The sequence below is a fragment of the Bacteroides sp. AF20-13LB genome, from assembly GCF_003603065.1.
GTDB lineage: Bacteria > Bacteroidota > Bacteroidia > Bacteroidales > Bacteroidaceae > Bacteroides > Bacteroides uniformis.
Genome location: NZ_QTMH01000001.1, coordinates 402,504 through 422,896 on the forward strand (window position 1 = coordinate 402,504; position 20,393 = coordinate 422,896).

At 47.6% G+C, this 20,393-nt stretch carries 15 protein-coding genes; 5 read left to right on the forward strand and 10 right to left on the reverse strand.

Annotation, left to right across the window (positions count from 1 at the left end):
• Window positions 1-281 precede the first annotated feature (281 nt).
• From rpoN to DWX62_RS01555, 5 genes are all read left to right on the forward strand, one after another.
• Window positions 282-1,772: an RNA polymerase factor sigma-54 gene (gene rpoN / locus DWX62_RS01535; protein WP_005830563.1), complete on the forward strand. Its 1,491-nt coding sequence runs from the start codon at window positions 282-284 to the stop codon at window positions 1,770-1,772.
• Between the two features lie 93 nt (window positions 1,773-1,865).
• The gene (locus DWX62_RS01540) at window positions 1,866-2,528 is read left to right on the forward strand and encodes a hypothetical protein (RefSeq protein WP_120172535.1); all 663 of its coding nucleotides are present in this window, start codon (window positions 1,866-1,868) and stop codon (window positions 2,526-2,528) included.
• Window positions 2,529-2,596: 68 nt separating this feature from the next.
• Complete coding sequence (gcvH, locus tag DWX62_RS01545) at window positions 2,597-2,977, forward strand: glycine cleavage system protein GcvH (RefSeq protein ID WP_005834498.1); 381 nt, start codon at window positions 2,597-2,599, stop codon at window positions 2,975-2,977.
• Window positions 2,978-3,105: 128 nt separating this feature from the next.
• Window positions 3,106-3,615 carry a 5-(carboxyamino)imidazole ribonucleotide mutase gene (purE, locus tag DWX62_RS01550; protein WP_005830568.1) on the forward strand — a complete coding sequence of 170 codons (510 nt, stop codon included), beginning with the start codon at window positions 3,106-3,108 and terminating at the stop codon, window positions 3,613-3,615.
• 114 nt (window positions 3,616-3,729) lie between these two features.
• Window positions 3,730-5,598, forward strand: coding sequence for a 4-hydroxy-3-methylbut-2-en-1-yl diphosphate synthase (locus DWX62_RS01555; RefSeq protein WP_120172536.1), 1,869 nt, complete (start codon window positions 3,730-3,732; stop codon window positions 5,596-5,598).
• Window positions 5,599-5,601: 3 nt separating this feature from the next.
• Here DWX62_RS01555 and DWX62_RS01560 read toward each other — a convergent pair whose 3' ends face one another.
• From DWX62_RS01560 to DWX62_RS01605, 10 genes are all read right to left on the reverse strand, one after another.
• On the reverse strand, window positions 5,602-6,603 hold the full coding sequence (locus DWX62_RS01560; RefSeq protein ID WP_120172537.1) for a metallophosphoesterase: 1,002 nt from the start codon (window positions 6,601-6,603) through the stop codon (window positions 5,602-5,604).
• Complete coding sequence (locus DWX62_RS01565) at window positions 6,600-7,379, reverse strand: prolyl oligopeptidase family serine peptidase (RefSeq protein WP_117680949.1); 780 nt, start codon at window positions 7,377-7,379, stop codon at window positions 6,600-6,602. The genes DWX62_RS01560 and DWX62_RS01565 overlap by 4 nt, the downstream gene beginning before the upstream one ends.
• Window positions 7,380-7,390: 11 nt before the next feature.
• The gene (locus DWX62_RS01570; RefSeq protein WP_057256698.1) at window positions 7,391-9,052 is read right to left on the reverse strand and encodes a sulfatase; all 1,662 of its coding nucleotides are present in this window, start codon (window positions 9,050-9,052) and stop codon (window positions 7,391-7,393) included.
• A gap of 19 nt (window positions 9,053-9,071) precedes the next feature.
• On the reverse strand, window positions 9,072-10,775 hold the full coding sequence (locus tag DWX62_RS01575; RefSeq protein ID WP_243636238.1) for a family 43 glycosylhydrolase: 1,704 nt from the start codon (window positions 10,773-10,775) through the stop codon (window positions 9,072-9,074).
• A gap of 117 nt (window positions 10,776-10,892) precedes the next feature.
• Window positions 10,893-12,626, reverse strand: coding sequence for a family 43 glycosylhydrolase (locus DWX62_RS01580; protein WP_120172539.1), 1,734 nt, complete (start codon window positions 12,624-12,626; stop codon window positions 10,893-10,895).
• Between the two features lie 56 nt (window positions 12,627-12,682).
• On the reverse strand, window positions 12,683-14,248 hold the full coding sequence (locus tag DWX62_RS01585) for a sulfatase (protein ID WP_120172555.1): 1,566 nt from the start codon (window positions 14,246-14,248) through the stop codon (window positions 12,683-12,685).
• A 33-nt stretch (window positions 14,249-14,281) separates the two neighbouring features.
• Window positions 14,282-16,552: a glycoside hydrolase family 3 N-terminal domain-containing protein gene (locus DWX62_RS01590; RefSeq protein ID WP_057256701.1), complete on the reverse strand. Its 2,271-nt coding sequence runs from the start codon at window positions 16,550-16,552 to the stop codon at window positions 14,282-14,284.
• 11 nt (window positions 16,553-16,563) lie between these two features.
• Complete coding sequence (locus tag DWX62_RS01595) at window positions 16,564-17,415, reverse strand: endonuclease/exonuclease/phosphatase family protein (RefSeq protein WP_117990939.1); 852 nt, start codon at window positions 17,413-17,415, stop codon at window positions 16,564-16,566.
• A gap of 62 nt (window positions 17,416-17,477) precedes the next feature.
• Window positions 17,478-18,809, reverse strand: coding sequence for a glucoamylase family protein (locus DWX62_RS01600; protein ID WP_057256703.1), 1,332 nt, complete (start codon window positions 18,807-18,809; stop codon window positions 17,478-17,480).
• A 67-nt stretch (window positions 18,810-18,876) separates the two neighbouring features.
• The gene (locus DWX62_RS01605) at window positions 18,877-20,385 is read right to left on the reverse strand and encodes a RagB/SusD family nutrient uptake outer membrane protein (RefSeq protein ID WP_229068106.1); all 1,509 of its coding nucleotides are present in this window, start codon (window positions 20,383-20,385) and stop codon (window positions 18,877-18,879) included.
• Between the last annotated feature and the right edge of the window lie 8 nt (window positions 20,386-20,393).

Consider the following 20,393-nt stretch of genomic DNA (forward strand, 5'->3'; position numbering starts at 1 on the left):
TTGAAAGAAGATAATACAAAAAGGAGATTAATCTATATAGTTCATAATCAGAAGACTATTTTGCCAACGTTTTTCAAGCCTTTGGCAAAGTTTTGCCACCGCGTTGGCAAAGTCTTGCCATAGGCATGGCAAAAGTTTGCCAAGCTATTGGCAAAAGTTTGTTTTCTCTTTTCTTGTTAAATATCATCAGAGAGGTTTCGTGTTATCGAACTATTCACTATTTTTGCGGTAAATATCTGAAAGAAGATGCACAATGAGTGCATTGAATAATTTATAAAAATATGGCACAAGGCTCCCGACAAGTACAGACCCAAGCGCAACAGCAGATACAAACGCTGTCGCCGCAACAAATTCTGGTGGTAAAGCTGCTGGAACTTCCCGCCGTGGAACTAGAGGACCGCGTACGTGCCGAACTTCTGGAAAATCCGGCACTGGAAGAGGGCAAGGAGGATACTCCCGGCGATGAATACCCCGACACACCCGATGCGGAAACCGGCTCAGAAGATGGTGGAGACACTAGCTATGATTCTTTAAGCGATTATCTGAACGAAGACGATATCCCCGACTACAAGCTGCAGGAGAACAACCGCAGCAAAGGGGAGCAGGCAGAAGAAATTCCTTTCTCCGACGCCACCTCTTTCTATGAAACCTTGCGCCAGCAGCTCGGCGAGCAGGACTTGACTCCGCACCAGCGCGAACTGGCCGAATATCTCATCGGCTCGCTGGACGACGATGGCCTGCTGCGCAAATCGCTGGACAGTATCAGCGACGAACTCGCCATCTACGCCGGTATCGACGCTTCTCCCGAAGAGCTGGAAGAAGTATTGAAGATTATACAAGACTTCGACCCCGCCGGTCTGGGCGCCCGCACCCTACAAGAGTGCCTGCTCATCCAGATTCGACGTAAGGAAGCGCAACGGCCCATGCCCTCGCCTCCACAATACTATATAGAAGAAGATATTCTTACCCAGTGCTACGAAGAGTTCACCCGCAAGCATTGGGACAAGATTATGCAGAAATTAGGTATCAGCGAAGATACCCTGCAACAAGCCGTTAAGGAAATCTGCAAGCTGAATCCCCGTCCCGGTGCCTCGCTCGGCGAAGCCATCGGCAAGAACATGCAGCAGATTGTGCCCGACTTCCTGGTAGACACTTATGACGACGGTACCATCAACGTGACACTGAACAACCGCAACGTGCCGGAACTGCGCATGAGCCGCGACTTCACCGAGATGGTGGAAGAACACACCAAGAACCGGGCCAACCAGTCTAAGGAATCCCGCGAAGCCATGATGTTCCTCAAACAAAAAATGGATGCCGCACAAGGTTTCATCGATGCCGTGAAGCAACGCCAGAATACGCTGATGACCACCATGCAGGCCATCATAGACCTGCAACGTCCTTTCTTCCTCGAAGGAGACGAGTCATTGCTCCGCCCCATGATTCTGAAAGATGTTGCCGAACGCACCGGGTTGGACATCTCGACCATCTCCCGTGTGAGCAACAGCAAGTATGTACAGACCAACTACGGCATCTACCCGCTGAAGTTCTTCTTCAACGACGGCTACACAACCGAAGACGGCGAAGAGATGTCTGTACGCGAAATACGCAAGATACTCAAAGAGTGCATTGACAACGAGGACAAGAAAAAGCCTCTGACCGATGACGAACTGACCGAGCTGCTGAAGGAGAAAGGCTATCCCATAGCCCGCCGCACGGTGGCAAAGTATCGCCAACAGATGAATATCCCTGTGGCAAGGCTGAGAAGATGAGAGAAAAGGATGAGCGATTAGGGATTAAGGTTTAAAGATTAGTGCATTCAAATAGTAAATTGTAAATAGTCAAATCGTAAATAAAATTAGGTTGTGGAAGAGCATATTATAGCAGATAAAACTTTAATCAGAACAGCGAAAGTGATTTCGGCGGTATTCACACCGTTCTCCATCCCTTTCCTGGCATTTCTGGTTCTGTTTATATTCTCGTACCTGCGCATCATGCCGTTGCAGTACAAGTTGATAGTATTGGGCGTGGTGTATTGCTTCACCATCCTGATGCCTACACTGACTATCTTCATCTTCCGCAAAATCAACGGTTTCAGTCCGGAAGAACTGGTGGAACGAAAAAAGAGATACATTCCCTTTATTCTGACCATCACTTCCTATGTATTCTGCCTGCTCATGATGCACCGGCTCAATATCCCGTGGTATATGACCGGTATCATACTCTCCGCCCTGGTAGTGATGATAATCTGCGTCATTGTCAACTTAAAATGGAAACTGAGCGAACACATGGCAGGCGCCGGAGCCGTAATTGGCGGACTGGTAGCTTTCAGCGCCTTGTTCAGCTACAATCCCGTATGGTGGCTATGCCTCTTTATACTGGTGGCTGGCGTGCTGGGCACCGCACGCATCATCCTGCGACACCACACACTGGGCGAAGTTATGGGAGGCTTTGCCGTAGGGCTTATCTGCTCGTTGCTGGTACTCCACCCGCTGAGCAACATACTGTTCCGAATCTTCCTCTTTTAAGAGCCTTGTTTAATTTTTAATTTTCAACTTTTAATTTACATAGTATCAACCCTTAAAAACTAATGATCATGAATTTCCCGACTAATGTAAAGTACACCAAAGAACACGAATGGATTCGCCTGGAAGGTGATGTAGCCTATGTAGGTATTACCGATTATGCACAAGAGCAACTGGGCGACATTGTGTTTGTCGACATCCCGACCGAAGGTGAGACATTGGCTGCCGACGAAGTGTTCGGCACCATCGAAGTAGTAAAAACCATATCAGACCTCTTCCTGCCCGTAACCGGTGAGATTCTGGAGCAAAACGAAGCCCTTGCCGACCAGCCGGAACTGGTAAACCAGGACCCATACGGCGAAGGCTGGCTCATCAAAATCAAACCCGCCGCTGATGCCGACTTCGACAGCCTGCTGGATGCCGAAGCCTACAAAGCGCTGATAAACGAATGAAATGAAATGAAAAGATTAGGGATTAGGGGTTAGCGATTAACACCGGATGGAATGATAGCGCAGTCCCTAACCCCTAATCGTTAATCCCTAACCCTTATAAAATTAACCCTTTAATAATTTAATGATTCATGTCTCCAATCGTTAGCATCATCATGGGCAGCACTTCCGACCTCCCCGTTATGGAGAAGGCCGCGCAATTGCTCAATGACCTGCATGTACCGTTCGAAATGAACGCTCTCTCTGCTCACCGCACACCGGAAGCAGTGGAGGAATTTGCCAAGAATGCCCGCCAACGCGGCATTAAAGTGATTATTGCCGCTGCCGGTATGGCTGCCGCCCTGCCCGGCGTCATTGCTGCCAACACCACACTGCCGGTAATCGGGGTTCCCGTAAAAGGGTCCGCACTCGATGGCGTAGACGCCCTTTACTCCATCATCCAGATGCCTCCGGGCATACCGGTAGCCACCGTTGCCATTAATGGTGCCATGAACGCTGCCATCCTTGCCGTACAGATGCTGGCACTGAGCGATTCCTCATTGGCTGAAACATTCGCCGCCTATAAAGAAGGGCTGAAAAAGAAAATAGTCAAGGCAAATGAGGACTTGAAGGAGGTGAAGTACGAATACAAAACCAATTGATTTACGATTGGACGATTTACGATGTACGATTGAAATTACTTCTTGGTATCTTCAATCGTACATCGTAAATCGTCCAATCGTAAATCTTTTAATCCTTTAACTGTAAATATCATCGTGGATCTATTTAACTATTCCCGACGGGAAACATCAGAAGTAAACATCGGAGCCACCCCTATGGGCGGCTCCAATCCTATCCGCATACAAAGTATGACGAACACCGCTACGCAGGACACAGAAGCCAGTGTGGCGCAAGCCAAACGTATTGTCGACACCGGAGGAGAGTATGTACGCCTCACGGCCCAAGGCATCAAAGAGGCTGAAAACCTGATGAATATCAACATAGGCCTACGCCAGGACGGATATATGGTGCCGCTTGTGGCCGACATTCACTTCAACCCGAAGGTAGCGGACGTAGCAGCGCAGTATGTAGAAAAAGTCCGCATCAATCCGGGAAACTATGTGGATGCAGCACGTACTTTCAAACATTTGGAGTATACCGATGAAGAGTATGCCCAGGAGTTGCAGAAGATACACGACCGCTTTGTACCCTTCCTTAATATCTGCAAGGAGAACCATACTGCCATCCGCATCGGCGTGAACCACGGTTCATTATCCGACCGCATCATGTCGCGCTATGGCGATACACCGGAAGGTATGGTGGAATCTTGTATGGAGTTTCTGCGCATCTGCGTACAAGAGAATTTCACGGATGTGGTCATTTCCATCAAGGCATCCAATACAGTGGTCATGGTAAAGACAGTACGCTTGCTGGCAGCCGTCATGGAGCAGGAAGGTATGCGATTCCCGCTGCATCTCGGTGTAACGGAAGCCGGAGACGGAGAAGACGGACGCATCAAATCGGCCTTGGGCATCGGCGCCCTGCTGGCAGACGGCTTGGGTGACACCATCCGGGTTTCCCTGAGCGAAGCTCCGGAGGCGGAAATCCCCGTAGCCCGCAAATTGGTGGACTATATCGTGCAGCGCCACGACCATCCTTATATCCCCGGAGCAGATGTGCCGGAATTCAATTATCTCTCTCCCACCCGCCGCGAGACTGCCGCCGTACACAATATCGGCGGAGACAATCTGCCCGTGGTCATTGCCGCACGCTTAGACGGGGACATGGACTTCAATCCGCAATTCATGCCGGACTATATCTATACGGGACGTTCCATCCCGGAACAACTTCCGGAAGGCATGCAATGCATCATCGATGCCGATGTCTGGATGGAGCACAGTAACGGCAGAACGGAACCGGACAATGCCTGGCCTGCCTTTAAAGGAGACCAGCTTCCTTTCCTAAGCAGCTGCGGCGCTTCCTTGAAATTCCTCTTCATCACGTATATGGGGCTGAATGACGAAGCCATCGCCTGCCTGAAGTATCATCCGGAAGTCGTATTGATTTCGCAAAGCAATCATCCCAACCGGTTGGGAGAGCAACGCGCCCTGGCACACCAGATGATGAAGGAAGGCCTGAAGAACCCGGTAGTCTTCTTTGAACACTACGCAGAGAGCGAATTGGAAAATCTGCAAATCAAAGCGGCGGCAGACATGGGAGCACTCATCTTCGACGGTCTGTGTGACGGTATCCTTCTCTTCAACCAAGGAGAAACCATAAGCGGAAAAGTAGTGGATGCCACTGCTTTCGGTATCCTGCAAGCCGGACGTGTACGTACCAGCAAGACCGAATACATCTCTTGTCCCGGCTGCGGACGCACCCTCTACGACCTGGAAAGTACCATTGCCCGTATCAAGGCAGCCACCGGCCATCTGAAAGGACTCAAGATAGGAATCATGGGATGCATTGTCAACGGCCCCGGAGAAATGGCAGACGCCGACTACGGCTATGTGGGCGCCGGACGAGGCAAAATCAGCCTCTACAAGAAGAAGGAGTGTATCGAAAAGAACATTCCCGAAGAAGAGGCGGTAGAAAAGCTGATAGAACTGATAAAAAGTAACGGAGATTACGCTGAAAGGACTTAAGTCTCAGCGCAGATATTCGTCAAAGTCCACCTCTCTGAACTTAAAGTTATGATGTTCGGAGGGGTGGTAGGCTTTATTCCAAGTCGAATAGGTCTTCACATCTATCTCCCTTGTCTTCCGGTTAAAAGTTACAATGCGTAAGTAGCCCTCACCTCCCAATCTACTGCCTTCCACACCACGCTGATAGTTTGCCAGCATCTGATACACTTTATTCCCCTCTTTCCCTATAGAGACCAGCGTGCCAACTCCGCTTTTCAAGACATGCCCACAAAAGACAGCTATCACATTGCGATGTCTGAGAAGCAATTTCTTCCAGATTCCAGCGCCATCGTTCACTGTGCGCCCGAGCTCTTTGCCGATGCCATATCCTTGAGGACGCCACCAGTCTTTCCCGTCATGCAACGTACTGTCACAATACAAATAGGCGTGTGTATTCAATATGACAAGCTTATCCGGATGAATACCCACTATGGAATCGGCCCATTGCAGAGCCTCATCAGAAGGTCCGAATTCCAGATTCAAGACCAGCCAATCGGTATCACCCGACCTGAAATTTATGTAATAGTTATCCAATGTCTTTCCATCCGCACTGCCTCCCCAATAGTTCTTCTGCATATAATCGGAAAGAGGAAAATACTTGTTGGCCATTGCAGTGTTATGCACGTCCGAAAACTTGCCGGGCTTACTGCCAATATCATGATTTCCCCACACGACAGAATAAGGTATTCCCGCTTGGCTGATACGATGAAAAGCTTTCTGCATATACGCCCATTCCACCGGAGAATTATCTTGTGTCAAATCTCCCACTTGGAACACGGCATCTATTTTCTTACGGTTGGCAACCAACCAGTCCACTTGCGAATCAAAGACCTCCGGACATTGTTCCAGATAAGTCTGCGTATCCGGTAAGACCACAAAAGTACTTACCCTACCAGAAGTGGTGCAAGAAGTAAAAAAAGCGCCCCCTAAAAAGAGCGCTCCGATAACAGACAATATCCTCATCATTTTTTCTTCTGATTAAACAGCCAACCCATAAACTCAGAATCATTGAACGCCGGTGTCCAGCTGCCATGATTGACTCCGGGGAATTCGATATACTCAACATCGGCACCAGCAGCCTTCAAGGCCTTGTAAGCCTGACGCGAACCTTCTACCGGAACAATGTTATCGGCATCTCCGTGATAAATACGGAACTTCACGTCTTTGGCGGCAGAAAGCCTTGCCGGATTCACAATACCGCAGATGGGAACGGCTGCGGCAAAAACTTCGGGATAACGTATCGCCAAATCAAACGTCCCCATACCGCCCATGGAAAGTCCCATCACATAAATCCGGTCTTTATCCACCTGGGGCATAACCAAATAGGTATCCAGCAACTCCTTCAATGTGCGGAATATACGCGTAGGCTCCTGTACCTCGGGCATTTCTCCAGGTACAAACGACTTGGGACGACCCACATAAGCCCAATAATCTTCCTTAGGACACTGGGGAGCCAATACAAAAGCCGGATATTCCTCTCTGTTCACCGGATTGAGCCACATCTGCCCACCATGCACCAATTGCTTCTGATTATCATCTCCTCGTTCGCCCGCACCATGCAGAAAAAGCACCAACGGATATTTCTTCCCTGCCTTTTCTGCTTCGGGACGCAGCAAACGGTACTTCAACGAATCTCCCTGCGAAGAGACATACACTTTCTTTTCATACTCTCCATACAACTCCTGCGCATACATACACACAGACATCAACAGCATCAAGGCTGTACAAACTGTATTCTTCATATCCTACAAAATTAATGTTCAATTAAAAAGTCTACTATCTCACTCTTCTTATATCCCACCCGGAAAGCCTGCACTGCCACCCGGTCTCCCTTATGGACAACAAACGGCTCAACATATAGATTCCAATGTTTCTCTCCATTCCGTCCCCGACCATTCAACTGATAGGCATAAGAGACTCCAGGAGTGGAACACTCCAGCTTAACCTGCCCCCCCTTTTGTACAATCTGCGGAGCTGACACGAGCGGCTGTACACCGTCCGGCCACATAGTTTGTACTATTTCCGGTTCTGTCAGCGGACGACATTGCCAATATTTCCTTTCCCACTGCCGATACACCTTCCGCAAACGGTCAATGTATTTCCGGTAAGCCGGATCATTAATCAGATTGCACATCTCATGAGGGTCTTTCTCCAAATCATAGAACTCTTCACGCGGACGGGGCCAAACAAACCAGCTTTCCTGATTCTCATCGAGCGCGCCTTCTTCATGGAGTTGAAGCATACGGCGCATCATCGGCATGTTCAGACGAAATCCTACCGGCTGATAGCCGGGCTGATTGGGAGTATAATTACAGATATAACGATAACGGCGGTCACGTACGCCCCCCTGCTGGTCATAACACTTATCCATACGGTCACGTGCGGCAAAAACATAGCGCCGCGATGGCGAAGCATATTTCCCAGCAAATGCCTTGCCATCCATATAGGCAGGAGGCTTGATACCCGCCAATGAAAGAATCGTGGGTGGAATGTCAATGACACTGCGAAGTCCATCATCAATACTGCCGGCCAACCGTCCGTCCGGATAACGGATAATGAGAGGAATATGGGTACCAACCTCTGTTATTTCACGTTTCTGCCGAGGAAGCGGTCCACCATTATCCGAATAAAAGATAAGAATGGTATTATCCCACTCGCCTGCCGCCCTCAATTCATCAATCATCTGGCGGACAAAACAATCCATGCGGTAAATATTGCTGTACATGACAGCAATATCGCGGCGCACAATGCTGTCCTCAGGATAATAGGGTGGCAACACCACATCGTCGGGAGAGACGTAAAGCGTATCCTTCGCACTTTCCCACACCTTTTGCTCATGCGAGGCAAGGGTATTGAATATAGCGAAAAAAGGCATCCCTTTAGGACGGTTGCGCCAATGCGCCTGCCTGCCACATTCGTCCCAAGCGGTCAAAGGCGGTAGAAACTGATAGTCGGTTTTCGGGTTGTTCGTACAATAATAGCCAGCGGCACGCAACAGCTCGGTATAGCACTTTATTCCCTCGGGTAACACAATATCGTAACCGGTTACCGCCGGTGGACGTGCAATCTGCCCCCCTTGCGTACGCATATAGTTGGCATTGATATGCGTGGGATACATTCCCGTAATAAGTGCCGCACGCGAAGGAGCACTAACACCCACTGTCCCATAAATGCTGGTATAGCGTATACCCTCTGCCGCAAGGGCGTCAATAGTCGGAGTCACTGCCACACTGTCACCGAAACAGTGCAGCCAAGGACCGATGTCTTCACATACCACACAAACAATGTTTGGGCTAACAGCATCTCCATCCTCTGTGGTAGAGACAGGGATCCCACCGGCCTTGACCTCCTGCGATACAGTACAAGCAGCCCAAACGGCACTACCATATAAAAAAGAGTGTATTATCTGTTTCATTACTGTTCATTTTATACAATCAGTGCGCCTCTCGAAGAAAGACACGTTGCGAAATACCATTTTCATTAAACGATTCGATGGCAAAATAATATTTTTGCCCCACCGTGAGGGCACGTAAGTCTAATGAATTATCGCCATATACCATCCACGAACTATACAATTTATCAGGAGCAACACCCCACAATACATTATAGCCTTGCGCACCCTTCACCGATTTCCAAGAAATGCGGGCATTACGTTCGTCCGCTTCACGCACTACCGTAAAACCTTTTACCGTAGCCGGTTTTTTCCCACGTCCCAAACCGAACACGCGAATATCCCCCATTGCCAGATTCTTGCCCGGCACGTAATGGTGGCGATAACGAATATAGCGTGCTTCTATCGGTTGATCCAGTTCTATGTAATTATGAGGGGCATCACGGAAACTGTTGCGATAGTCCACCAATACCCGCCAACGGGCACCATCCACCGAAGCTTCTACAAGATAGCGTTGCCGGAGGTTTGGCATACGTCCCCAAAATCCAGTTTCCTCATAGTCAAAGAAATTCAGTTGCAAGGCATACACGTCACTCACTTCTTCAAGGTCTATCTCCACCCATTGCTTATCGTCATTTTTTTCGGCCACCCAGAAGGTTTTCAAGTTCTCGTCCGTCACATTTTCCACCGGATAACTTTCTAATTGCGAAGAAGCCTTCACGGGTTTGCCATAAGAAAGCAACATCCAGCCCCGGAAACCACCGCTTGTCGTCTGTCGCGAAACCTGGTCGGGAGAATAATGAGGATAATCGCCAAAGTAAGTGTCGGAGTACATCGCACCGTCTTCGTCAAAAAATGTAGGAAACATACAAAGCCTACGCTCAAACTTATAATTAATGGACAGATGAATCGTACCGAAATGCCAGTAAATTCCTCCGGGACCACAAACCGTACTTCCATGCCCGGCACCGGTAGCAAATCCTCCCGGCTTGTAACAAAACGGATTATGAGCCGCATACTCGAAAGGCCCCAAAGGAGATTTTCCTACATAAACACCGTCACCATACACATTGAACTGAGTGCCCGGAGCGGCATATTGCAAATAATATTTCCCATTGTGTTTCGTCATCCACGCACCCTCGATGAATGGTTTGATGTCACTGGTATGATTTTCGCCAAAACGTTCCCACCCATGAATGTCAGGACGGAGAAAGAGCAGTGAATCCGGCTTTTTCGCTATCGGCAGGAATTTATTCTTCATATCAAGTTCCTTACCACGGATAGGCCAACGGTTGGAAGACCCCCAATACATATAAGCACGTTCATCATCATCAATGAAAAGGGCAGGATCCTGAAGGTCGTGGAGCACCGATGGCACTGCCTTCCAGTCCCCCCGTTTGGGATTATCGGTATACAGTATGCTCATGGCTCCGGATGGATTCCCACAAACATAGAGTACGGAATCTTTATAATTATGGGCAGCAGGAGCATTGCAACCTTCGAAATACCATTTTTCGGGAGTAATAAAGTCCCAATTCAGCAAGTCCTTGGAATGCCAGTAACCCCAGGAACGGGTAACGAACATATAATACTCCCCCCGAAACTCCACTACAGCAGGGTCGGCACCCGAACGATAGGACTTGCCCAAATGGGAATTGTGAAAAGGATAAGTATAGTCCAGATTAAGAGGGTTACAGTAGGTAGTAGTACGATATTGTGCATGTAATGAACCGACGAACAACAACATCAACCAAGCGATGCAATACGACTTTTTATCCATAGCTGACAATAAACAAAATACACATAAAACGACAAATAAGGGTGTGTCAAAACGGTTGATGGCACACCCTCATTTTACAACACATTATTTCACTTCTTTAACGACAGAAATTTGAGATACACCGTTTTCATTGAAAGCTTCGATAGCAAAATAATATTTCTGGTCGGTAGAAAGACATTTCATCAGATGCCTACACTCGTCACCATACACCATCCAAGAACTGTAAAGCTTGTCCGGCGCAATACCCCAAAGGATGTTGTATCCTTGTGCACCTTTCACCGGTTTCCAAGTCAGCGTGATGTCACGGCGATCTTCGTGACGGCGAGGGTCAAATGTCTTCACTTGAGCAGGCGCCTTACCTTCGCCCAGACCGAAAATACGGATGGCAGAAATGGAAAGGTGCGGTGTGGGAACATGGATGTTTTTGTAACGTACATAACGTACCCGGGCAGGGATTTCCAGTTCCACATAATCGTGCGGAGTGTCTTTGAAACTGTTGCTACGGTTGACAAGACGTATCCAGTTGACGCCATCTACGGAACCTTCGATGGTATAACGGTGGCGTAGGCCGGGATAACGGCCATACATGTCACTCTTATAATCGTTGTAATTCACCTGAATAGCGTTTACAGTGGCAGGTGCCTGAAGGTCTATCTCCACCCACTGTGTTTCATCGTTGGAAGAAGCCAGCCAATAAGTCTTGCAATTCTCGTCCGTCAATCCGGCAGCAGTATGACCTTCTACAGCCGAAGAACATCTGGCAGGCTTGTTGTAAGAAAGAAGCATCCAGCCGCGGAACTCACCCTTCTTTCCAGGCACAGTAGGCGCATAACGGGGATAATCACCAAAACGGGTGTCGCAATACATGATGCCGTCTTCGTCAAAATAAGTAGGGAACATGCAGAGACGGCGTTCCCAGTGCATATTAATGGGCAGAGCCATAGAACCGAAATGCCAATATTGCCTACCTGGTCCGAGCACCGTACTTCCATGACCGGCACCGTTGATATAACCGCCAGGCTTATAGGAAATGGGGTTATGTTTCTGATAGGTATAAGGTCCCATCGGATGGTCGGCCACATATACACCATCGGCATATACATTGAACTGAGTGCCCGGAGCGGCATATTGCATGTAATACCTCCCGTTGTGCTTTGTCAACCACGGTCCTTCGATATAGCCGCCCAGCACGGTATCGGCATGATTTTCTCCAAAACGTTCCCAACCATGTTTCTCTGGGTCGAGATTGAAAAGTTCCAGCTTCTCGCCTTCTTGTATGAAACGATGGTTCTTGTTGAGCTTCATGCCGCGAATGGGCCACTTGTTGGAAGAGCCCCAGAACATGTAAGCACTGCCGTCATCATCAAGAAAAAGGTCAGGGTCTTGCAAGTTGGTGATGATTGCAGGAGTGGCTTTCCAGTTACCCGACTTGGGGTTGTCGGTATAAAGCACACTCATCACACCCGAAGGATCGCCACAGACATAAAGTACTGAATCCTTGTAGTTATGTGCCGCCGGAGCGTTACAACCTTGTGGATACCAGTTTTCCCCCGGATTGATAAAATTCCAGTTTTGCAAATCCGTAGAATGCCAGTAGCCGTGCGTACGGGTAACGAACATATAATATTCTCCACGAAACTCTACTACGGCAGGGTCGGCACCCGAGCGGTAGGAGATATCTTTCGAAGAATTGTATATCATATAGGTATAGTCTACATTCAGCGGATTACAATAAGTATCCATGCGCATGTCCTGCGCCAAAAGGGGAGACGCCAAGCATAATAATGCCAGCAGCAGATTAGTAATCAGTCTTCTCATTATCTTTTATCTTTATTATCAGGTTATTAATGTTCAATATGTCTTCCGGTAGCTTTTCAGCGGCATAACTCCTGCGGCACATCGTATTCTTTTTGCAAGCGTGCCAGTTCAGCCTTCAGTTCGGTGGTAATCTTCTCCATTCCCTTCTTCTCATAAAGATTGTGCATCTCTTCAGGGTCTGTCTTGAGATCATAAAGTTCCCAATTGTCATCCACGTAGAAGTGCATCAGCTTGTAGCGTTCCATCTTCACACCGTAATGGGCACGCACGCTGTGGAAGCCGGGAAACTCATAATAGTGATAGTACAAGGACTTACGCCAGTCGCGCGGTGTCTTGCCTTTTTCCACCAGTTCCTTGAACGAAACGCCCTGCATGTCCTGCGGAATGGAGATGCCGCACATATCAAGGAAAGTAGGAGCAAAGTCGATGTTCTGGGTCAGACCTGTAACTTGCGTACCCGGTTTGATATGTCCCGGCCAGCGCATCACCATCGGCATACCAAAAGACTCTTCGTACATGAAACGCTTGTCAAACCAGCCATGTTCGCCCAAGTAGAAGCCTTGATCGGTGGTATAGACTACAATCGTATTCTTGTCCAACCCCGTACGTTTGAGATAGTCCAGTATCTCGCCCACACTCTCGTCCACACTTGCTACACAAGCCATGTAGTCTTGCAGGTAACGTTGGTATTTCCATTCAGCCACTTCCTTAAATGAACGTGGCTTGGAATAGAACTCATTATTTCGATCGCGGTAAGCATCAAGGAAACGGCGGCGTTCTTCCGGTGTCATTGTTCCCATGAAAGCGTGCGGCCAAGGGTCAAAGAGCAGGCTGTCGCTATCGATACCCGCAACCATCTTCAAATCGTGACCTTCGTACATGTCACGGTATATATTCATCTTCTGCATCTGTGCTGCGTAACGTCCCTCATAGGCATCGTAATAATTATCGGGAAGCGGGAACTTGGCGTGTTCATACAAACGATAATGCCGTTCGGCAGGTACCCAATTGCGGTGAATGGCTTTGTGGTGCATCATCAAGAAGAACGGCTTGTTCTTGTCACGACCGTTGTCCATCCATTCCTCACAATATTGAGTAATGAGGTCGGTCACATATCCTTTATGAATAGTAGTGTCCCCCTCGGTAATGAACTGTGGGTTACAGTATTCGCCTTGGTCATTGAGAATCATCCAATGGTCAAATCCCGTCGGCTTGGAAATAAGATGCCATTTACCGATGACGGCAGTCTCATAGCCGCCTTGTTGCAACAGTTTAGGCAACGTCTGCTGAGAGCCGTCGAAACCTAGTGCCCAATTCTTCATGAAGCCGTTCTTATGGCTATGCTTGCCAGTAAGTATCGCGGCGCGACTGGGGCCTGAAATAGAATTACAGCAATAATTATTCCAGAACACAGCTCCTTCCTGCCCGATACGGTCAATATTAGGAGTAGGTGCCACTTTACCTATAGGATGACCATAGATACTCATAGCCTGCTGTGCATGGTCATCACTCATGATAAAAATAATGTTAGGACGTTCACCGTCTTGCCTGCCTTGTTCCTGAGCCTGAACAGCAGGAACCAATGGAAGCATGGCAAGTCCTAAAGATAGTTTATGATTCATCATCTTCAATGATTTATAAGATTTTTCAATTTATCATATCAACGTAAAAACAGATTCATTCCGCTCATCTGCCGACGATGTTCCTACCCAGAGCCGGAATTCCCCCGGTTCCACCTGCATCTTCATATCAGCACCACAAAAGGCAAGGTCTTCTTCAGTCAGCACAAATGTCAGCGACTTCTTCTCGCCAGCCTTGAGATACAGCTTTTGAAAACCCTTCAATTCTTTCACCGGACGAGTCACACTTCCCACAAGGTCGCGAATATAAAGCTGTACCACCTCTTCACCACCGACTTTACCGATATTGGCTACATCCACTGTAACGGTAAGTGTTTCCCCCTTTTTCAGCTCCTCCTTGTCCAACTTCAAGTTATCCACCTCAAAGCTAGTATAACTTAAGCCATATCCAAAAGGATAAAGCGGAGAATTGGGACAGTCAATATAAGAAGACTTGTAATCCATCTTCGGATTGTCCGGAGGAAGCGGTCGTCCGGTGTTCTTGTGGTTATAGTAAAGCGGGAGCTGCCCCACCGAACGTGGAAAACTCATTGTCAGCTTTCCGGCAGGATTATAGTCGCCTGCGATGACATCGGCAATGGCATGACCACCCATCGTGCCCGGATACCAGGCTTCGAGAATAGCATCCATATTCTCGTCCTCCCAAGTAAGTTCCAGCGGACGACCGTTCATCAATACCAATCCGATGGGCTTACCCGTTTTCTTAAGTTCCTTCAGCAAGTCGCGCTGCGAAGCAGGCAGGGTGATGTCCGTGCGGCAAGCAGCCTCGGCACTCCAGTTCTGGTCTTCACCGGCAGCAACCAGAATGACATCTGCCTGACGAGCCACGGACACAGCTTGTGCAAATCCTGCAGTTCCAGGCTTACGAAGATCGCAGCCTTCGGCATAAAGAAAACGTACGTTCGAGTTTCCGTACTTTTTTTCCAACCCTTCAAAAAGAGTGACACTCCGTTGACGGTCTCCCCGTCCACCCCAACCACCGTTCACACTGTTACGTTCTTTCACCATAGGGCCTATCAAAGCTACAGTCTTACGTTCGGAGGGTTGTATCGGGAAAAAGTCATTCTCATTCTTCAACAATACTACCGACTTACGAGCAGCATCGCGCGCTGCTTCCAAGAACTCGGGTTTCATGATAGTAGCCTTCTCACGCTCCTCATTCAGATAGCGGTAAGGATCGTCCATAATGCCTAAAAGGAATTTCATCTCCAGAATGCGGCGTACGGCATTATCAATGGTTTCTTCGTTCACCTTGCCCTCTTTCACGGCTTGCAGCAGATGTGCATGAAACACACCTCCGGTCATATCCATCTCGATGCCCGCATTGGCAGCCAACTCGGCGGCATGAGCCTCGTCGCGTGCCACGCCGTGGGGAACAAGCTCATTGATAGCCGTATAATCCGTCACTACAAAACCGTTGAACCTCCACTCATCGCGAAGCACATCCTGATAAAGGAACTTACTGGAAGTGCAAGGCACACCGGAAATCTCATTGAAGGCAGTCATGAAAGTAGCCACACCCGCATCTTTGGCAGCCTTGAAAGGTGGGAAATAAATATCGCGCAAAGAGCGCTCGGACACATCAGTCGTATTATAATCACGACCAGCTTCAGCAGCACCATATGCACAGAAGTGTTTGGCGCAAGCCAGCATCTTGTCCAGCCGCATCAAGTCTTCGGGCTTCTCACCCTGGAAACCGCGTACACGTGCGGCAGAGAGCAATGAACCCAGATAAGGATCCTCACCAGAGCCTTCCATTACCCGTCCCCAACGTGCATCACGTGAAATGTCCACCATGGGGGCAAAAGTCCAGTTAACACCCACTGCCGAAGCTTCGGCAGCGGCAATGGACGCACTTCTTTCTGCCAGTTCAGCGTCCCAGGCACACGACTCGGCCAAAGGAATAGGGAATATCGTTTTAAAACCGTGTATCACATCGAAAGCAAAAAGCACTGGAATCTTCAACCGGGATTCCGCTAGTGCCGTCTCTTGTGTCTTGCGGATGGCGGCAGAAGAAGTGGCATGGAAAAGACTGCCTATGTATCCTTTCTTCAATAGAGGTTCAATGTCCGTATTTACTTGCGGACCGGTCACAATATCGCTCTTGGCAGAATATTGGGTCATCTGACCTATTTTCTCTTCAAGTGTCATCAAGGCAAGTACAGAATCGACACGCTCTTCTATCCGTTTGTCACCGCTGTAACTCTGCCAATCACCGGCTCCTGAAGTACATGCCGTACCCACAGAAAGTATTAGGGCAGCTCCAATCAATAATTTCTTTTTCATAGTAAATGCTTTTATAGTTTTAAGATAGCCATTACGGGAGCATGATCGGAGAGATAGCTGTTGTCCGGCTTATCATCAATGGTTCGGTAACGCTCCACCTCTACAGCACCTTTTATAAAAATAAAATCTATCAACCTACGTTTCTCTACCGGGATGCGCCCGAAGTCATGGAAACTCCATGTCGGTCCGTAAGCGACTTTCGCCGTAACGCAAGCATTCTTCATTCCACCTTCCGTCAATACAGTGACCGGCTCGGAATCTACCGTTCCATTAAAGTCTCCGGTAACAATTACCGGAAGGTCACCCACTATTTGTTTTATCTTCTCAAGTATCAGCACGGCACTTTCGCGACGTGCCACTTTACCTACATGATCGAAATGAGTATTGAAAGCAGCTATTTCCCTACCACTCACCTTGTCTTTCAGTACCGCCCAAGTCACAATACGCTCGCAAGCCGCATCCCAGCCTTTCTTTCCGATGGAATCAGGAGTTTCACTCAGCCCAAAATTTCCACTCTTCAATAGTTCGAAACGGTCTGTCTTATAGAAAAGAGAGCAATACTCACCTTTCTCTTCTCCATCTGCACGACCTACACCGAGAGCGGTATATTGCGGAAGACGCTCCTTCAAGTCATCGAGTTGGTTCTTCACCACCTCTTGCATGCCTATAATGTCCGGAGCATAATAAGCAATCATTTGTGCCGCATGGTCCTTGCGGTATTTCCAATTGTTCATACTGTCCGCCACATGATCCAGACGGATGTTGAACGACATCACCTCTACTTTGGCTTCCGGTTGCCTGCCGCACGAGGCGACAAGCAATGCGAAAACAACCAATACACTATTGATAAACACGTTTTTCATGGTTACAAACCTTTTTAATCTATGTAAAACCTAATCAAAATCAAAGAATCCTATCAAACAACCTAATCGACCTTGTTCAAATAAGGAGAAGTAAAGCCTAATCTCCTCAAACCCTTCTGGACATCGGGATGACTCATGAAAAGTTTCCAAATCAAACCGGTACGATAGTTCTCTATCATCACAATAATCGGCCCTTGGTCAATGGCAAGATACGAAGGTGCAAACCAATTCTCCGTCAAATTGAACGCATCCTTGAAACCATATTCACCCCAAAGACGGTCACCCAACTCTTCATAGAAATAACGCATGGCTTCCAAAGAATATTCAGGTGCATATGGAATAGAGGAAAGAGCAGCGGTAGGCGTAATCACACCACGGTCATTACCGGGACTATGGGCAGAATAACCTTTGTCACCGTCACTGGCAGTCAATCCCCAACATTTTTCGCCGTAACCCTTGTAACCCTTCGGATTGTCAATGCAGTAGGCACGGTTAATCAAGGTATGAGCCTTCATCTGTTCCTCGTAATCGGCATAACGATCTTTCAAGCCACGTGGGTCAAGCCCCATGTAAGAATAATGAGTGAAGAAGAGAGGACCTCCCTTTCCGTGGTTGTTTCCAAGAGGAAGCTTGATGCCGTAATACTCCCGACCGTTCAGAAAAGTATTCGCATTGGCCCAGCCTTTATGATAAACGCTCTCGGCAATCGGATAAGTAGGGGAAGACGCGCCCAAAATGTAAACAATGTGACACTCGTTATGACCTTTAATCTGATGATTCATCGCCCATCCGTTGTTTGGCGACCAATGCCAATACATCACATCTTGTCCCTGAGTAAAAAAGTTCCATTCTGCTTGACGCCACAGATTATTGATTATCCCGCGGATACGGTTTTCCGTTGGATTATCCTTTGTAAAATACTGATGGGCAGCCAACAAGCCTTCGAACATGAAAGCGGATTCTACAATATCCGCTCCATCGTCCTTACGACTGAAAGGAATGGTCTTGCCGGTTTTACCGTTCATCCAATGTGCCCACATGCCGTGATAGCTGTCGGTATTCTTGTCGCTCAGAAAGCGGACTATCTTCAACATACGTTCAGCGCCCTGTTCGCGAGTGACAAAACCACGCTCTATACCGACAATGATAGCCATCACTCCGAAACCCGAGCCACCGATGGTAGCTGTCTCGGCACCTCCGTTGCTCCGTTCATGCGCCAATCCTGATTCGGGATGGGCAAAATCCCAAAAGTAACGGAAAGTTTGCTTCTGGACAAGGGTCATGAGTTCATCATCGGAGAGTTGCTTTTCTGTCACACCAGATGGTGGATTTATGGCATTTACCGAGCACGAACAAACCCCAAAAAACAAGAAAAAAAGAAATATATTTTTCATAATACCTATTTTAAACATTTTAATCACATAAGAAGTAGGAGTAGCCTAAGGCTACTCCTCACACACCTTATTTATTTTGCTTCAATATTCCTTGAGAAATATCAATCTGCTTCTGTGGAATGTAGAATGTGGAATGCTGGCTCATATTGAAGTTTGTCTTTCCATGGGCCTTCAGCATCTTTTCTGCATATCCGGGAACAACTTTATCAGCCCGAATCAAATCAAAGAAACGGTGTCCTTCCATTGCTAATTCAATGCGACGCTCATTCCATATGATTTCACGCAACTTTGCCTTATCCCTCTCTGTTATTTTAGGTAATACAGTGGAATCATCACCGGACTTACGAGCACGGTCTCTGACCAATTCCAATTTAGCCAGGGCGTCATCTACTAATGGGTCGCTTTCACCATTTGCCAACTCATTGCAGGCCTCAGCATACATTAACAGTACATCCGCATAACGCAGAAAATACAAGTGGCAATTTTGTTTAGCAAAATTATTGGCATTCCAATAAGTTGTAGGCCACATTGTCTTTTTATTGGCACGCGGTTGTACTCCCGGTTCGTCCTTGAAGTTTATAACCCCAACTCCTTCCATATTTTCGCCATCGTAAATGATAGTAGCCTCCCGTCTCGGATCACCTGATTCATAAGCCTTATCCAAAGATTCTGACGGAGAACAGAATCCCCAACCTTTGAAACCTCTGACACCTTGCCACTTCACATATTCGGAAGCCTTATCTCTCGTCTTGTCTGATCCCCACAAATACTGGTCGGCCAGCATCACTTCATCAGAATAATAAGAATCCGGGCTAAACAAATCACGGTAATTGTGATGCAGGTTATATTCTCCCCTACTTATTACCTGCCCTGCATATTGTTTTACACTTGCATAATCTTGACGGAACAAATAAACTTTAGCCAACAAGCCTTCTGCAGTTCCTTTCGTAACTCTTCCTCTCTCAGCAATCCCCCATTCATCACGGGTTGGCAAATTCATTGCCGCATAGGACAAGTCATCAATAATCTGCTGATAAATAGCTTCTTCAGAAGCGCATGGCTGATCATATTCATCGGGATTCTGAACTTTAGTAACCAAAGGTACGCCACCGTAAGTTCTCACCAAGTTAAAGTAAAAGAAACCACGGAAAAAACGTGCCTGTGCAATGCTTCTAATCTTTAACTGCTCATCTTTCAACACATCCAAGTTATCCAATGCTACGTTACAGAATCCGATTCCTTTATAATTTCCGGTCCACCAGCCGTTCAATTCAGAAGTATAAACATCATAAGTAAAATCATTCAATGAATTCACGCGAGCATAACTACCATCTGCCGGTGAACTTCCTGTATCAGAATTGTCACTCGGCACCTCCATAATGCCAAACCAAGAAAAGCCGATCAAGTCCCAACTTTTCATTTGAGAATATATAGCATTAATTCCCATCAAAGCACCTTCTTCTTCCCCGAAGAAAATATCTTGCGTCAATTTCCCTTGCGGCTTTGTATCCAAAAAATCAGAACAAGAGGTAAAAACCAATGCTGAAGCTAATAAAAGTGAATATATCTTTTTCATAATCATTT

Bases quoted from the DNA above. Each gene is read 5' to 3' on its own strand.
- rpoN (WP_005830563.1), top strand. From the start codon at position 282: ATGGCACAAGGCTCCCGACAAGTACAGACCCAAGCGCAACAGCAGATA.
- gcvH (WP_005834498.1), top strand. From the start codon at position 2,597: ATGAATTTCCCGACTAATGTAAAGTACACCAAAGAACACGAATGGATT.
- purE (WP_005830568.1), top strand. From the start codon at position 3,106: ATGTCTCCAATCGTTAGCATCATCATGGGCAGCACTTCCGACCTCCCC.
- DWX62_RS01560 (WP_120172537.1), bottom strand. From the start codon at position 6,603: ATGATGAGGATATTGTCTGTTATCGGAGCGCTCTTTTTAGGGGGCGCT.
- DWX62_RS01565 (WP_117680949.1), bottom strand. From the start codon at position 7,379: ATGAAGAATACAGTTTGTACAGCCTTGATGCTGTTGATGTCTGTGTGT.
- DWX62_RS01570 (WP_057256698.1), bottom strand. From the start codon at position 9,052: ATGAAACAGATAATACACTCTTTTTTATATGGTAGTGCCGTTTGGGCT.
- DWX62_RS01575 (WP_243636238.1), bottom strand. From the start codon at position 10,775: ATGTTGTTGTTCGTCGGTTCATTACATGCACAATATCGTACTACTACC.
- DWX62_RS01580 (WP_120172539.1), bottom strand. From the start codon at position 12,626: ATGAGAAGACTGATTACTAATCTGCTGCTGGCATTATTATGCTTGGCG.
- DWX62_RS01585 (WP_120172555.1), bottom strand. From the start codon at position 14,248: ATGAATCATAAACTATCTTTAGGACTTGCCATGCTTCCATTGGTTCCT.
- DWX62_RS01590 (WP_057256701.1), bottom strand. From the start codon at position 16,552: ATGAAAAAGAAATTATTGATTGGAGCTGCCCTAATACTTTCTGTGGGT.
- DWX62_RS01595 (WP_117990939.1), bottom strand. From the start codon at position 17,415: ATGAAAAACGTGTTTATCAATAGTGTATTGGTTGTTTTCGCATTGCTT.
- DWX62_RS01600 (WP_057256703.1), bottom strand. From the start codon at position 18,809: ATGAAAAATATATTTCTTTTTTTCTTGTTTTTTGGGGTTTGTTCGTGC.
- DWX62_RS01605 (WP_229068106.1), bottom strand. From the start codon at position 20,385: ATGAAAAAGATATATTCACTTTTATTAGCTTCAGCATTGGTTTTTACC.